This is a genomic window from Ferdinandcohnia jepli (genome assembly GCF_047246645.1).
GTDB lineage: Bacteria > Bacillota > Bacilli > Bacillales > Bacillaceae_L > Ferdinandcohnia.
Genome location: NZ_JBFOKR010000005.1, coordinates 67,271 through 82,734, shown reverse-complemented (window position 1 = coordinate 82,734; position 15,464 = coordinate 67,271). Strand labels below are relative to the sequence as shown.

Annotated in this window: 12 protein-coding genes; 9 read left to right on the top strand and 3 right to left on the bottom strand. The window is 36.5% G+C overall.

Annotation, left to right across the window (positions count from 1 at the left end):
- Positions 1 to 67: 67 nt before the first annotated feature.
- The gene (locus tag AB3M96_RS06585) at positions 68 to 1,171 is read left to right on the top strand and encodes a 5-methyltetrahydropteroyltriglutamate--homocysteine S-methyltransferase (protein WP_412966782.1); all 1,104 of its coding nucleotides are present in this window, start codon (positions 68 to 70) and stop codon (positions 1,169 to 1,171) included.
- A 242-nt stretch (positions 1,172 to 1,413) separates the two neighbouring features.
- Here AB3M96_RS06585 and AB3M96_RS06580 read toward each other — a convergent pair whose 3' ends face one another.
- Both AB3M96_RS06580 and AB3M96_RS06575 read right to left on the bottom strand, forming a co-directional pair.
- Complete coding sequence (locus AB3M96_RS06580) at positions 1,414 to 4,800, bottom strand: phosphodiester glycosidase family protein (RefSeq protein ID WP_412966781.1); 3,387 nt, start codon at positions 4,798 to 4,800, stop codon at positions 1,414 to 1,416.
- A 413-nt stretch (positions 4,801 to 5,213) separates the two neighbouring features.
- Complete coding sequence (locus AB3M96_RS06575; RefSeq protein WP_412966780.1) at positions 5,214 to 6,743, bottom strand: ATP-binding protein; 1,530 nt, start codon at positions 6,741 to 6,743, stop codon at positions 5,214 to 5,216.
- A 302-nt stretch (positions 6,744 to 7,045) separates the two neighbouring features.
- On the opposite strand from AB3M96_RS06575, the gene AB3M96_RS06570 reads away from it, so the two are divergent.
- A complete protein-coding gene (locus AB3M96_RS06570; RefSeq protein ID WP_412966779.1) occupies positions 7,046 to 7,552 on the top strand; it encodes a CBO0543 family protein in 507 nt (168 codons plus the stop codon).
- 85 nt (positions 7,553 to 7,637) lie between these two features.
- Here AB3M96_RS06570 and AB3M96_RS06565 read toward each other — a convergent pair whose 3' ends face one another.
- Positions 7,638 to 8,105 carry a CBO0543 family protein gene (locus AB3M96_RS06565; protein WP_412966778.1) on the bottom strand — a complete coding sequence of 156 codons (468 nt, stop codon included), beginning with the start codon at positions 8,103 to 8,105 and terminating at the stop codon, positions 7,638 to 7,640.
- Between the two features lie 446 nt (positions 8,106 to 8,551).
- Here AB3M96_RS06565 and AB3M96_RS06560 point away from each other — a divergent pair, with 446 nt between their 5' ends.
- The 7 genes from AB3M96_RS06560 (at position 8,552) to AB3M96_RS06530 (ending at position 15,453) form a co-directional block, all read left to right on the top strand.
- Entirely contained in the window at positions 8,552 to 8,935 is a 384-nt protein-coding gene (locus tag AB3M96_RS06560; protein WP_412966777.1) for a hypothetical protein, read from the top strand.
- Positions 8,919 to 9,413, top strand: coding sequence for a hypothetical protein (locus AB3M96_RS06555; protein ID WP_412966776.1), 495 nt, complete (start codon positions 8,919 to 8,921; stop codon positions 9,411 to 9,413). Before AB3M96_RS06560 ends, AB3M96_RS06555 begins: the two co-directional genes overlap by 17 nt.
- A 251-nt stretch (positions 9,414 to 9,664) precedes the next feature.
- The gene (locus AB3M96_RS06550) at positions 9,665 to 11,377 is read left to right on the top strand and encodes a sensor histidine kinase (RefSeq protein WP_489672276.1); all 1,713 of its coding nucleotides are present in this window, start codon (positions 9,665 to 9,667) and stop codon (positions 11,375 to 11,377) included.
- Positions 11,378 to 12,163 carry a response regulator transcription factor gene (locus AB3M96_RS06545; protein WP_412966774.1) on the top strand — a complete coding sequence of 262 codons (786 nt, stop codon included), beginning with the start codon at positions 11,378 to 11,380 and terminating at the stop codon, positions 12,161 to 12,163.
- Positions 12,164 to 12,271: 108 nt separating this feature from the next.
- Positions 12,272 to 13,582 carry an extracellular solute-binding protein gene (locus AB3M96_RS06540; protein ID WP_412966773.1) on the top strand — a complete coding sequence of 437 codons (1,311 nt, stop codon included), beginning with the start codon at positions 12,272 to 12,274 and terminating at the stop codon, positions 13,580 to 13,582.
- A gap of 88 nt (positions 13,583 to 13,670) precedes the next feature.
- Positions 13,671 to 14,549 (top strand): carbohydrate ABC transporter permease, encoded by an 879-nt coding sequence (locus AB3M96_RS06535; protein ID WP_412966772.1) that lies wholly within the window; start codon positions 13,671 to 13,673, stop codon positions 14,547 to 14,549.
- 13 nt (positions 14,550 to 14,562) lie between these two features.
- Entirely contained in the window at positions 14,563 to 15,453 is an 891-nt protein-coding gene (locus AB3M96_RS06530) for a carbohydrate ABC transporter permease (protein ID WP_412966771.1), read from the top strand.
- Positions 15,454 to 15,464: the final 11 nt, after the last annotated feature.

Here is a 15,464-nt window from a genome sequence, read left to right as displayed (position 1 = left end):
TTTATGTTTGGACATTAGGACAGTGACCTGTCCCCTTGTCCCAAATCAATAAAAGGGAGAGATTCAATTGACAAAGACATTAGTTAAGGCACCGTTTAGAGCAGATCATGTAGGTAGTTTATTACGGCCAGAGAGGATTCATCAGGCAAGAAAGGCATTCCAGGCAGGCGATATTACTGCACAAGAATTACACGGAATTGAAACAGAAGAAATTAAGAAAATTGTTGATAAGCAAATAGAGGTAGGATTACAAGCTGTTACTGATGGGGAGTTCCGTCGCCGTTTTTGGCATACTGATTTCCTAGAGCATTTAAATGGTGTTGAGGGCTATGTTCCTGAAAGTGGTTTTGCATTTAAAGGTGAGGAAACTGAGCGTTACGATGTGCGTGTTGTTGGAAAAATCTCGTTTAACCCGGACCACCCACATGTTAAAGACTTTATTGAATTTAAAGAAATTGTTGGAGACCGAGCTGTTGCTAAACAAACGATTCCAAGTCCTAACCAATTATTTAACGCTGGTATCCGTAATTTAGAAATCTATCCTGACATTGAAGAATATACAAAAGATATCATCCAAACCTACCGTGATGCAATTAAAGCTTTTTATGATGCAGGATGCCGTTATTTACAGCTAGATGATGTTTACATAGCTGGTCTGAATGCACCAGAAATTCCTTTTAATGATAGTGGCTATTCACGTGAAGAATTAATTGACCTAGCTTTACGTGTTGTTAATGGTGTATTGGAAGATAAGCCAGAGGATTTAGTTGTCACTACTCACCTATGCCGTGGTAACTACAGATCTAAATGGGCTTTTGAAGGTAGTTATGCGAAAATTGCGCCTACCCTTTTTGCTAAAGAAAAAGTAACTGGGTTTTTCTTAGAATATGATGATGACCGTTCTGGAGACTTCGGACCATTAGAATATATTCCAAATGGGGGACCACAAGTCGTACTTGGAGTATTCACTTCAAAGCATGGTACTTTAGAAAACAGGGAAAACATTAAAGCTCGTGTAGAAGAAGCAACAAAATATGTACCACTTGAGCAATTATGTATCAGCCCACAATGCGGTTTCGCTTCCACTCACCACGGTAATATCTTAACCGAGGAAGAACAATGGGCAAAATTGAAATATATCGTAGATATCTCTAAAGAAATTTGGGGATAATGGGACGCAGGGACTATCCCAAAACCATAGTAAAAGCGAACACCTTCATATAAGATGTTCGCTTTTATACTATTATGAATAGGAGTATACAATTGTCCTTTCACACAACGCATTATTTACTCTTACACCTAAATAAACATATTACGTGTTTAGTACTAGGCACAGTAAACCAGTCTAACCCAAGTTTGGACAACGACCTGTCCCTCAGTCCCAGCAGTTTGGAACAAAGAACCCTTGTCTCACTACTGAACTACAATACTAAGTTCCTCAGTCATTCTATTTGCTTCAACCTTCAAGCTAATTTCTCCAGCATTTAAGGCTTTTAGCTCAAGTGTTTGCTGGTTAAAGAGTGCATCATATTTACCGGATGATTCTGCACGGGCTAGTTCCTCTCCCTTACCGATAAAGACATTGTTACTACCTTCCCATTGAACAGTTGCTGGATAGCGAAGCGGGAAGTTTAGATTGTCTTTTTGATGGCCAGTCGCCTCAATTTTTACAGTTTCTCCTACTTTTACACTTACAGGTGCTTGGAGAGTAATTGATAGTAATAATGGATTAACCTCAGCTTGAATCCAGTCCGAACCTGATACGTTACCATTTGATTGCTCTGGTCCCTTTGCTTTATCAGGTATCGGAGTTGGGTCAACTCCAAACATAGTCCACTCATAAAAACCACCCGCATCTGATGAGCCGTATGGTGCTTTTCCAGATGGACCAACGACCATATATGGAACACCTTCGACACGGTCAACACTAACAGTATGTGCATGTCCGCCTACGAATAGCGCTCCCTTACCACCTGAGTCTTGACGGAACTCTGTTAAAAATTGTTCAAGAAGATTCGATTCTTTTCGGTCACTAAGCTGACTATTTTTCGTTGGCAGCGGATCTCTTGTAGGATGATGTGCCATTACAACGACATTTTTTACCTTCGGATCTGCTGCTGCTTCCGTTAATGCTTTTTTCAAGTCTAAAAGCTGCTGAAAATCGCTAGTACGGAAACTTCCAGTCGATGAATCTAGTAAAATAAATCGTGTACCTTTGTGGTCAAATGTATAGCGGTTGTTTTCATAGACTTCTAAGAAGTTATCCAATGTACCTGGTCCCATAATTTCATGATTTCCAGGAAGATAATAGATTGGTAGCTTATCTCCAACCTCTTCTTGTAAAATTTGCTCTGCAAGGTCAAAGTCCTCTTTCCAGGCTGAGTCAACTAAATCCCCGTTTATAACCAAGAAGTCAGGTTTCGCGGCCACGATTTGGCGTAGTGATTCGCGAGCCATTTGTACTTGAGAACTGTTTGGTGACTTTGCAACAAACTGACTGTCTGCAAGTACCGCAAACGTCCAACGTCCTTTTTCAATTTCCCCATTTTGAATGATGAGTGGATCGGCATCCTTAGTTTCTTCAGGGACATCAATTGATGTAGGAACCTTAACTGTCACATCATCAAACACTAGTTGACCTGTATACTGATTATTTCTGTTAGTTTCAACTGGATAAATTCTCCAAAGTTTTACTGGATATCGTACACCTTCTGGTATTGTTGTCTCTACATACTTCCATCCAGTCCAATCCACTTTATCTGCTAGAGTTAACGTATACCTTGTGCCTCCTGCATCTTCAAGTACTGTTCGAAGCCAAGCTCCATTTCCATCACCTTTTACCCATAATCCTATTTTCTGTACACTGCCCGGAAGCTCAATCATCGGTGATGCTTGTAAATAAGCCGCTCGAGTCGCTGTTGTTGTTGAAAAATCATATGCTAGCTCTATCCCCTTGCCAGTCCTTCCGTCAACATGACTCATGGATGCCCCAACGGCATCTGGATACTTTGTAAATGACCAACCATTTATCTCTTCAAACTCATCTATTTTCTGGGTAGCAAGACCAATTGTTACCGGAAGATACGCAACCTCATCTTGAACCGTTATTGTGACTAACGCAGACTCCCCATCCTTTTTAGGAACTACAGTAAAGCTGCCATCTACATTTTCCATGATTGAAATAATAGTATTATCATATTCTAATTTCACATCCCGTGCCTCAATAGGTGCACTGTACCCATCCTTGTCATAACCGTTAACAGAAAAACTAGTCTGTTTTCCTACTTCAAGACTCAGACGTGATTCCGAAGCTTCAATTTTATTTAATGCACTCAGAACAGTAATCTCCATTGATCCTTTTGCAGACTTTACTTGTGCCTCAGCAATTGCCTTACCAGGCTTTTTAGCATGAAATTCTCCATCTTTCCCAAAAGTCCCTACATCTGCAGGTAGCGCTTTCCATTTTACGTCCTCAACTGAAACCGGAGTATAATTTTCATCATGCCCCAGACCAATAAACGTTCTTGTTAAACCTGGGAATACACGGCTACTCTTTTCTGATTCAAACACTGTCGCAACAGTAAAGCTATTCAATTCGCCACTTCCAGCCTTTGCAAATATCCCAATTCCATTAGGTACAGACCTTTCAACACCATCTGACGGCTGATTTACAACCTCAATATTGTCTGTTCCTGGTTTGCGAGCAACCATAGTTGTTGAGCCTCCACCGTCAAGGTTTAATGCAGAATATGCACCATATTCTTTTAACAACTCCGCTAACTCTTTAAAGGTCATTCCGCGACTATCTGTTTGACGTCCATCAACTGCAACTAGAATCATTGTTTTACGATCCTCTGAAAACCCAACAGCACTTCGGGGAGCCGAAGTAGAATCATCTAGATTTGAAAGGACCTGCCCTTCTTCGACTAATTTAACATTGCCTCCAACAGCGAAGGAGACGTCGTTGTCGGTCTTAGGAGCATAATTTACACTTACATCATCTCCAACTGATAATGTTTGTAATGCAACTGCACCCTTTTCCCTTCCGACAAGTACAAAAGCATTTTCAGGAATAGCACCTCGTCCAGCTCCTTCAGAAACGGAAGAAACCTTTCCCTCCGTTACAGTTACCTCATACACTGGACTTCCACCTTGTGATCGTTCTGCACTTCCCCAAATAGATGTATATAACCCAATACCATCTTTAGAAATACCATATTGATTGAGTGTATCAAGTGTAAATTCACCGGTAGGAAGCTTCACTTTTCCATCAAGTAGAATAGTAGAAATATATCCAAGCCCACTTTTGTCTACTCCAGCCGTTAATGTGTGACTACCTTGTGGCCCCTTTATCATTTCTCCCCCACTGATTGCAGTACCAAGTGGAGCTTTTGTATTATTAATATCAAAAAAGTCTCCATTTACTCCTGCAATTGCCCCAGCCTCCTTTGCCATTTCAGACAGTGGTTTAGCTGACGATATTTTTCCAGGATATAGCAAGTCCGTTGAAACGCTTTCATTTCCTAGCTCAATGGTCATAACTTCTCCGTTTAACCAACCTCGGATATCAAACCTTTCAAACCTGGTAAGATTAATACCGGGACCTATAGGAGTTGTCTCCTGATTTGATACAAGCGTCTTTCCAGCTGGTCCAACAAAGATAACTGGTTCATTTTTGTTAGAAGATGTTGACCGAGCTTGAGCTACATCTGATGGTTCACCATCAGCATGTACAGTAGGTGCCAATGGAACTGTAATTACTGAGGCTAGTACAACATTTCTCCACCACTTTACATTCATTTACCTAATCTCCCCTCTTTTTGAATTTATGAAACGCTAGTGTGAAATAAAATTTTACATAATGCATAATATTCTTGAAGTTAATTTTCATTATAGCAAGAATCTATTTATAAATTAACATCCGAATAATAAGGAAACATTAGCGTAGTATTAAGCTTTTACAGGTAAAAAGCAGCGGAAATATTTACATTAGAGAAGAATGTTTAGAGGTTTTTGGGGGAAAACCGGGACTAAAGATTTAGAAAATATAGTAATAGAATCAAACGACTAAGTGTAAAACATCTAAAAAACAGTTAAATAGTCATATGGTTAGACCTCAATTCTCTCATCTTTCTTTTGTGTGCAATACAAAAGGAGCCCACCTTCCGTAGGCTCCTACTTGTACTTTATCAAGTACACTAAAAAATTTTAAATCATGTTGTCATTGATACCGGACTTTCAAATGAAATATAAAAAGTAGTTCCTTGATTCAATTGACTATCAACTTGAATCGTTCCCCTATGATTTTGAATAATTTTATAACTTACCATAAGCCCTAGGCCATTTCCTTCTTGCTTAGTCGTAAAAAATGGCTCACCTAATTTTTGAAGCTGGACTGGTGCCATTCCAATACCTTCATCTTTTATCGTGATTGAAAAATTCTGTTCTACCCTTTCAACACTAATAAAAATGTTACCTCCGGTAGGCATAGCTTCAATGGAATTCTTTAAAAGATTTAAAAACACTTGTTTTAATTGATTTTTTTCACCGGAAATGACAATACTTTCTAATGGGAAACTGTATTCAATATTTATATTTTTGAGAATCGCCTCTGGCTCGAGAAATTTCACTACACTGGTTAAAATACTTTTTAAATCACAGTCACTATAGTAAATTTGATGAGGTTTTGCAAAAACCATAAACTCACTAACAATAAAATTAATACGATCTATCTCATCAAGGATTGTATTGACATACTGTGGCTGTGTTCCGTTACCATTCAATAACTGTATAAATCCACGGACAGTCGTCAACGGGTTTCGTATTTCATGGGCGATGCCCGCTGCCAGTTCTCCTATCATCGCAAGTTTCTCAGTTTTACGTAAGGCTTCTTCCGTATTTCTTTTTTCTGTAATGTCATATTGTATGGAAATGTGTTTATACCGCTCACCATTTGCATCAACAAACGGAATGATGGTTGTATCAAGCCAATATTTTGTTCCATCTTTCGCTTGGTTAAGTATCTCCCCTTTCCATACCTCTCCACCTTGAATTGTATTCCAAATTTCGTCAAAGAATGAAGGGGGATGAAAGTTTGAAGAGTATATATCATGTTTTTTCCCGATTAATTCTTCTCTAGTATATTTATATAACTGGCAGAAGTTGTCGTTTGGATATATAATTTTATCTTCGCGATCAGTTATCGCAAAAATAGTGGCTTCATTTAAAGCTCTCTCTAAATCTGCAAGCTCACTAAGTGTCATTCGTAAATCTTCTTTTGACTCATCTAATGCGAGTTTAATAACAGATAATTCTTCATTGTACATGTTCATTAGTGTTTTAGAGATAATCTGGTATATGTTTTCAATTATACTAATTACTTCAAAATAACAATTTATGGAAATACTCTCATTTAGTACTTCTTCTTTAAGCATCTCCATAATTAATGAACGAGTATGATAAACAAAGTTGAAAGATTGATCAAGGGAAGCTTTCGTCTGGATAAAAAAAAGACCATAATTTTCTACGCAAGTAATAAGGTTATTTTCCAGTTCATCAATCGGGTTCATTAAATACTCCCCTATATGAACGAATACGTTTTCCACCGTAATCCGTGGAAATTCCATTCTACTATATTTAGGTTTTTTATAATTATCCTCTCCGATCGGGATTTTAATTGCTTCCATTACATCCTTATTTAAATCTTGTATTTTCCTACCAATGTACTCAATTTGTTTATTCATCGTTATCCCTCATATAAAAACATTTTTTTCTAAATATTTGACAAAATTCATCAAATCCCTTCTTTGTGACAATAAATTAGGTGAAAAACAAGAACATTTGTTAATACGAGTATATGACGAAAAAATCCCCAACGAAACATAAACATATAGGTGTCAGGGTTCTTTCATTAGTTAAGTATTGGTACTTATTTTATTAAACATAATATATTTCCGCAGAATAACAAGGAAAATTTTGCAAGAAAACAGTGCATAGTATTCTGAATTGATTAGATAATAAAAGGTAAAAAAGGTGAAAATTTATTATGCATTTAGTATTATCTTTATGTTTATTTGGATTTGCTTACTTCATGGGTGATTGGAGAAACTGGCAAAAATATATCCTTACTATTCAATATGTAATTATTTCTAATCTTCTTTACAACTATTTCTGTCATGATTACCTACTTTGGCATTACAAAGGAGATATTTTGCCGAATAAACATTCTATCGTTGACTTGGCCTATACTTTTGTCAATTTACCTGCTATAACGTTATTATTTCTTTCTCACTATCCTTATTTAAACACCAAACTAAAGCAAGCAAAATATATATTATTTTGGGTAATTGGTTCATTTTTGGTTGAATTTCCATTTGTGCATTTTAAAAGGTTAATATTAAAAAATGGATACGAGTATTGGATGGATATATTCTTTTACATAGTAATGTATGTAATGATTCGTCTAAATCACACTAGACCTATTAAAAGCTATCTCTTTTCTGTGGTAATCATTTTATTTATGCTGTGGTTTTTTAAAGTACCGATAAAATAATTATGTATTACGTACAAAACTCAAACGTATAAAGTAAAAGGATTGAATCCAGTGAAATTACCGAATTCAATCCTTCTCTGCTACATTAAGACCTCAATTCTTTTTTTAGAAACCACTTCCAAATTCCAAACGCTATATACAAAGTAAAAAACATCGAAATCCAGCTATAATACCATTCCCAATGCCTGTACTCAATATTATCTGTATAACTCTCAAGGATTAATTCCACTACTGTTAATCCAGAGACTATGACGCATGTAAAAAGGATACCTCTTCGGATAGAGTTCCGTGGATAGTACAAATTATAAATGGCACTAACTATCGGGAACACAAAGTACTCAAAAGTAAAACTTGTACGAGCTGCATAATCAAAAAGTCGAATTGGATAACTAATTAATTTAAACTCGGAAACAATAAATCCTAATGGCCATGTGATTGATTGCATAATAAGGAAGCCTAAAATTGCTAATCGGTAATTTCGAGCCGGTACTAAAAAATAGAATAGTAAGATTGCTATAATCCATGCTGAAAATATAATAATAGTTTCTAACATTGATACCTCGCCCTTTTCAAAAGCAAGATCATTAAAGAGGTACAAAACCAAGGTGTTTTTCTGTTAAATAACCTTAATCTTCATTATTTTCTACCATCCATATTAGCCATTCCTTTATGGTTTGTCTATAAACCTATACAAAATTACTATATATAAAATAACTTTTTTACTATCTCTATATAAAAAAGGTAATATATAGAAATTAATATTTAGTCGATTTATTTAATATTTTTAATACCGTAAATTTCAATAGAATAAAAAACATCTTTTTGTGGGGGAAACTTGGATATCCATATGCAAAAGACACATACTAAATAAATGGAAGATTAAAGGAGATGTTTCTAATGATTGGACTTCCCCTTGCAATAATATTTACGCTTTTTATTTCTTATATCTTTTTTTTTCAAAGGAAATCCTTAACCTTTCTAGAAAATTCCATTATTTTCATGCTGATCACCATACTTGCAACAAATGTTATTACGATCTTATCTTTAAATTTCAAGCTAATTTACACAACGGACAATCCATTACTATTTCCAGCAGTACTACTATACAGAGATGTAATTATACCGTTGCTTGTTCTATTTATTTGTAATGTTTGTTTTACGGGATTAAATTTAAAAGTGAAGTTTGTTAATTTCATTATTACTTTTGCATGTTTGCATGGTATTGAGATACTTTTAGTTTTTCTTGATGTATTTGAGTTTAAAAAATGGAATTTTTTCTTTTCAGGTATTATTAATGCAGCCTACCTACTTTGCGGATTAGGAATTGCTAAAATTGTTTTGTTTATTTCAAAAAGGAGTCTAAGCAATGACAGTAGTTTATGAAAATGCATTTGATTGGAATGAATGGTTTGTTATTATTACGCTCCTATCGTTTAATCTCCTTGTTTTTATATTACCTAGAATTCTTCCCATACTTGAGGGAATTGCACATTATCTATTTGGAATTACAATTGTTCATTTCTTTGATCATACAACTAGTGTTAAACCATGGGATTTGTATGATGTAAATGATAATTCCAAATTTCAATTGATCGATTTCACTTATTATGTAATGAATGGTCCGTTTAGTTATTTTTTTATCTACTTTTACTCGAAGCTAACAATAAAGGGATATAAAAATATAATCTACATCATAGTCTGGTCGGGATTCTCCGTTTTAGTTGAATGGATTGGAGTAAAAATCGGTCTTTTCCATTACGATAAAGGATATAAAATGTACTGGTCCTTCCCCATTTACATGATTGTCCAAACCCTCCAAATTATCTACTACCACATAATTCGCAAATCATCAGCTGTGTGACATTTGGAAAACAGGAAACCTGGCCATAGTGGGACAAGGGACAGTGGCCCCCTGTCCCACATCTTTTCATCTTTTCCTAAAAATGCTAAAATTTCCCTAGGATGTTTTCCCTATTTCGTTTTATTGCCTCTTTTAAATCATAGATTAATAGTAACTCCACCTGAGACAACTCATAAAAAAAACAAATATGAAGCTAAATTACATAGGAAAGGCGACTTACAATGTTCACTCAGTTAAAAAAGTGGAACACATTGCGCAACCAAATTTTGTTTGTTTTCTTAGTTGTTATGATTATTGTTCTTTTCATCGTGAGTCTTCTAACACTTAGACAAGTATCCTCCCTTTTAAAAAACAATGCAGAAAAGCAAATCCAGCAGGTTGCCATTGAAGCAAATGGTAGAATGGAATCTCTTTTTGAGCAAATTAATATGTCTTCCAAGCTCGTGATAACAGATGAAGAAGTTCAGCGCACGTTAACTAAGGTTTATGACGGAAATGATGTCACCTTTAATGATCGTCAACAATTAATGGGACGTATTAACAGAATAATAGGTAATACCTATGGAATTGCTTCTTTTCAACTCTTTTCCCACAAACAGCAGCTTGTTCTTCCTCTTGGTGATATTGCGTTAATGAATCGTTTTAATAAGGATTGGTTTGTCGAGGCAGATCGTGCACAGGGTGGCTTGGTCTGGCTTGGCGACGATCCGAATGATATTAATAACTTCCTGGCTATCCGTCGGGTCAATTTAATGGAACGAAGATATATCAATGGTGGTTATCTATTATTTAGTATTAATCGCAATCACTTTCAGTTTGCGAATGAAAAGAGTGATTTCAATCAATATTCTATTCTAGTAGATCAAGAGCAACAGCCGATTATTCAAAATTACAATGGAGATGTATCGAGCATTATCCAGAGTGAAAAAACCACTGTTCATCTTGATAAACAAGATTATCTGGTAACCAAACAATCTTCCAGAAAAACAGGTTGGACCGTTCTTATTTTAACTCCTGTCAGTGAACTTACAGAGGGGATTACAATGATTCGAACTGGTATCCTACTATCTGGAGTTGTTGGATTACTAATTTTTACGGTTTGTTCTTTTCTCCTTTCCACAATCATTACCAGACCTATTTTACGACTGACCAAAACCATGCAGCGTGCTGGAGAAGGTGCATTAACACTCACTCCAAGTGTAGCGTCAGTTAACGAAATTACAGAGTTAAACAGCACCTACAACCAGCTTGTAAAAGAAACTAATCACCTTATACAGATGGTGTATCAAAAAGAAATCTTACGGAGCAGGAGTGAGTTAAAAGCGCTGCAAGCCCAAATTAACCCGCATTTTTTATTTAATACATTAGATGCACTTCAGTGGTCACTTGAAGAGAAAAACGAAGAAGAACTCGCAGAACTGGTCATCGCAATGTCCGACTTATTCCGCTACACCATTACAAAAGAAACTGATGACGATTGGGTCTTTCTAAAGGACGAAATCAAACATATCGGGGACTATATGGAGATTATGAAAATGCGCTTCGGCGAGAGACTTCAATGGCAAGTTACTCTTCCAAAACAATACGAGCTTATTAAAATACCAAAATTAATTATCCAACCTTTAGTAGAAAATGCAATTTTACATGGAGCTGGAAACAAAGCTGGAAACTGCCACATTTCAGTATCAGTTGAACCTGTAAGAAAAGGATTTAAAGAAAGAATTCGAATCTCAGTTCAAGATAATGGTTCTGGTATGGATAAAGAACGTCTTGACTGGATTCTTCAATCAATGGAAACGGGCGGCACATCTTCAGAGACAGGAAAAGGCATGGCTATTTCAAATGTGTATAAACGTTTGAAGTTGTATTACAAGGAATTTTTACAACCAGATCTTTCAATTAAGAGTACGTTACATGAGGGAACACGGATTTCATTTGAACTACCTATAAATGGAGGGGAGTAAATGATTACAAAAAATATAGTTATCGTTGACGATGAACCTAGAACGAGACAAGGTATTCAGAGAACATTGGAAAGCTGGAACAAAGGTGAATTCACAGTTCTTACTGCAGAAAGCGGAGAGGAAGTGCTTCGTATTACAGAGGAAAAGAAGATTCATATCTTACTATCTGACATCCGCATGCCTGAAATGAATGGGTTACAGCTATTAAAAACCCTTAAAGAAAAAGGTATGACACCTGTAGTCATAATGATTTCTGCCTACTCCGAGTTCGAATATGCTCATGAAGCCATACGACTTGGCGTCGTCAACTATCTTCTAAAGCCGATTGGTAAAAAAAAGCTCCTTGAAGCTATAGAAGAAGCTGTAACCGTTTTGGAAAAACAAGTACGTGCCGGCATGATTGAAAAAGTTGTTGATCAAAAAATTGTCGAAGCTAATACAAAAATTGAAACGACAAAAGATACAATTCGCGAAGCCGTTGCCTATATTGACCAGCACCTACATGAAGAACTAACCCTAAAGGATGTAGCAGCCCACGTGTATTTGAATTCCAGTTATTTTAGTGTGTTATTCAAGGAGCAGATGAACCTGAATTTTAGTGAATACATTACAAGGCGCCGAATGCAGCGGGCAAAGGAATTGTTGCTTTCCACCTCTCTACCGGTCAATGAAATTGCCGAGGAAGTTGGTTATAAGACATCGAAATATTTTATTAAGATTTTCAAAGAATATGAGAATACAACACCAAGTAAGTACCGAAGAACAACAAATGAAAAAGCTTTCTAAAAATAGTAGTATTTTTCCTAATCCTGGCTCCCTTTTTTGAAAATTAGGACGATGGTAGACTTTAACTAGTAAGGAACAAAATCAAAACGTTGAGGGGGTTTTTGATTTATGAAAAAGAAAGCGTTTTCTATTATGGTGTCCTTAGCTTTACTTGGGGGGCTCATTTTAGGAGGATGTTCAAATTCTGATGACACATCCAACGAACCAGCAGATTCATCTAGTGGAGACAAAACAGTTGTAAAGATGATGCATTTATGGCCAGAGGGTAGTTCAAAGGCCCAATTCACAATCGTGGACAACATTATCAAAGCGTATGAAGACGCAAATCCTGATGTAGATATTCAGACAGAGATCTTGGCAAACGAGCAATACAAAGAAAAAATCAAAGTATTAACTGCATCAAATGAACTTCCAGACATTGGTATTACTTGGGCAGCTGGATATATGCAGCCCTTCGTTGAAGGAAATATGTTTGCACCTCTAGATGATATTGTTAAGACAGATCAATTTGTCGCTGGCACACTTGATGCTTTCTCAGTAGATGAGAAACCATATGCACTACCTCTTGAATTAAACATTGCACCTATTTATTACAATAAGGAAATTTTTGAAAATAATGGGCTAGATGTACCAACAACATATGATGAGTTCTTGAATGTCGTTGAAACTCTTGCTAAAAATGACGTAATTCCTATTACTTTAGGAAACAAAGACCGTTGGACTGGTTCAATGTGGTATATGTACCTTGCAGACCGTATTGGTGGAACTGATACATTAAACAATGCAATCAATCGCTCTGGCAGCTTTGAAGATCCTGCTCTTGTAAAAGCAGCTGAAGAAGTTAAAAAACTTGTTGATATGGGTGCTTTTGTAAAAGGAACAAATGGTCTTTCAAATGACGAAGCGAAAGGATACTTTATGAACGAACAAGCAGCGATGTACTTAATGGGTACATGGGAGCTGCCAAACTATACAACAAGCCCAGATGTTCCTCAAGAATTCAAAGACAAAATCGGATATTTCAAGTTCCCTACGTACGAGGGCGGAAAAGGTAATATTGATAGCTTTGTAGGCGGACCTGGTGTTGGATTATTCGTTTCAGAACAATCAAAGGTAAAAGATGAAGCAAAAGAGTTTGTTGCTTACTTAGTTGAAGAATGGGGTAAACATTCAGTTGTTGACGCTGGTGTAATCCCTGCTACAAAGGTTGATACTTCAAGTGGCGACCTAGCACAAATGTACATTGACATCCTTAATGACTTAGGAAATGCATCAAACCTGACTCTTTACGCGGATGTGCAAATGTCTGCTGCTGTAGCTGATGTTCACTTAAATCAAATTCAAGCGCTATTTGGCGGACAAACAACTCCAGAAGAGTTTGCCAAAGTCCAAGAAGAGGCACTTGCTGCTGAAGAATAATAGTTACGTAGGAATGAGGGCATATTGCTGAGAATATGTCCTCTTCTTTAATCTACTGACACCTATCGAAAGGAAGGTGACGAACCAGATGAAACATGTAATGTCACAAAAATATATAATTGCCCTATATACACTTCCAGCGTTGCTTCTTATTCTCATCCTTATTTATATTCCGGTTGTATTATCAGGTTATTATGGTCTCATGGATTGGAATGGAATTGGGGAAATGGAATTTATCGGGTTAGAAAATTACGTCACCCTGATTCAAGATAAAGTATTCTGGACAAGTACATGGCACTCCTTTCTCCTAGCCATTTTCTCAACACTTAGCCTCCTGCTTTATATGGGAGTATCGCTTATTTTAGCTAGTAAAATTAAGGGTTCTGATATATTGCGTAAAATATATTTGATCCCAATGCTTTTATCTTCTGTTGCCATTGCGCAGCTGTGGATGAAAATTTTTGACCCTACAAATGGAATGCTTAATAAACTACTTGAACTCTTTGGTGTAGAAAATACACCGATATGGTTAGCAGATCCAAACATTGCATTGTATGCCATTTTCATTCCCATCATTTGGCAGTACGCCGGTTTTTATATTTTGATATATTACGCAGCTTTAAAAAATGTACCGGATGAAATTATTGAAGCTGCAAAGATTGATGGTGCCTCCCCACTTCAAATTGCGTTACGAATTAAATTACCACTGATTTCAAATGTTTTTAAGATAACAATTATGCTTGCGGTAGTTGGTTCTTTAAAATATTTCGATTTGATCTACGTAATGACTGGTGGAGGACCAAACGGTGCAAGTGAAGTTATAGCTTCTTATATGTATAAAGAAGCATTTAAATTAAATAACTTTGGTTACGGTAGTGCCATCGGATTTGGACTATTAGTCATCTGTCTGGTCATGACGTGGGTAACGTCAAGACTAACAAAAACGAATGAAGATGTTCAATATTAAGGGGGAATACACAATGAGTGAGGTTCAAACGCAGGTCACATCCAACCTTCCCTTACCTAAAAATACAAGGAAATCCTACTTAGGCAAAATCGGCTTTGGCATCCTTTATCTAGTATTAGGGCTATTTGCAATTATTCAAATCTACCCATTGGTTTGGTTAGTATTTTTTTCACTGAAGACCAACCAAGAAGTGTTTGGGATGTCTCCCTTCGCATTACCAAAGGATCCACAATGGGGAAATTATACGAAGGCTTGGACATCCGGGAATATCGGAGTCTACTTTTTCAATTCGGTCTGGATTACAGTATTATCAGTTGCCTTAACCATCATTCTAGCTAGCTTTGTAACATTTGCAATAACAAGAATGCATTGGAAACTAAGTGGTCCCATTCTCGGATTATTCTTAGTAGCTTATATGATTCCTTTGCATTCTACGTTAATTCCTTTGTTTAAAATGTACAATTCAGCGAACTTAATTGATAACCCGTTATCGATTGTCCTATCATATACGGCCTTCAACCTACCGTTGACCGTTATGATTTTACTTGGCTTTTATAAAACATTCCCACGTGAAATTGAAGAAGCCGCAATAATGGATGGATGCTCGGTTCACCGACTTTTCTTCCAAATCACGCTGCCAATGACGTTACCTGTGCTATCAACGACAGCAATAATTAACATGATTTACAACTGGAATGAATTTGTATTTGTAAATACATTCATCAGTTCTGACAGTTGGAAAACACTAACGGTCGGTATCAATAACTTTGTTGGTCAATACTTAACAGACTGGGGCGCGATTGGGGCAACTCTTGTTATCTCGATTGTACCTATATTAATCGCTTTCTTGTTTTTAAGTGATAAGATTGTGGAAGGTATGGCAGCTGGGTCTGTGAAAGGGTAGAGTAAACTCGG

What these genes read in the sequence shown, in the direction of transcription:
- AB3M96_RS06580 (WP_412966781.1), bottom strand. Translation starts at nt 4,800, where the DNA reads ATGAATGTAAAGTGGTGGAGAAATGTTGTACTAGCCTCAGTAATTACA.
- AB3M96_RS06575 (WP_412966780.1), bottom strand. Translation starts at nt 6,743, where the DNA reads ATGAATAAACAAATTGAGTACATTGGTAGGAAAATACAAGATTTAAAT.
- AB3M96_RS06570 (WP_412966779.1), top strand. Translation starts at nt 7,046, where the DNA reads ATGCATTTAGTATTATCTTTATGTTTATTTGGATTTGCTTACTTCATG.
- AB3M96_RS06565 (WP_412966778.1), bottom strand. Translation starts at nt 8,105, where the DNA reads ATGTTAGAAACTATTATTATATTTTCAGCATGGATTATAGCAATCTTA.
- AB3M96_RS06560 (WP_412966777.1), top strand. Translation starts at nt 8,552, where the DNA reads ATGCTGATCACCATACTTGCAACAAATGTTATTACGATCTTATCTTTA.
- AB3M96_RS06555 (WP_412966776.1), top strand. Translation starts at nt 8,919, where the DNA reads ATGACAGTAGTTTATGAAAATGCATTTGATTGGAATGAATGGTTTGTT.
- AB3M96_RS06545 (WP_412966774.1), top strand. Translation starts at nt 11,378, where the DNA reads ATGATTACAAAAAATATAGTTATCGTTGACGATGAACCTAGAACGAGA.
- AB3M96_RS06540 (WP_412966773.1), top strand. Translation starts at nt 12,272, where the DNA reads ATGAAAAAGAAAGCGTTTTCTATTATGGTGTCCTTAGCTTTACTTGGG.
- AB3M96_RS06535 (WP_412966772.1), top strand. Translation starts at nt 13,671, where the DNA reads ATGAAACATGTAATGTCACAAAAATATATAATTGCCCTATATACACTT.
- AB3M96_RS06530 (WP_412966771.1), top strand. Translation starts at nt 14,563, where the DNA reads ATGAGTGAGGTTCAAACGCAGGTCACATCCAACCTTCCCTTACCTAAA.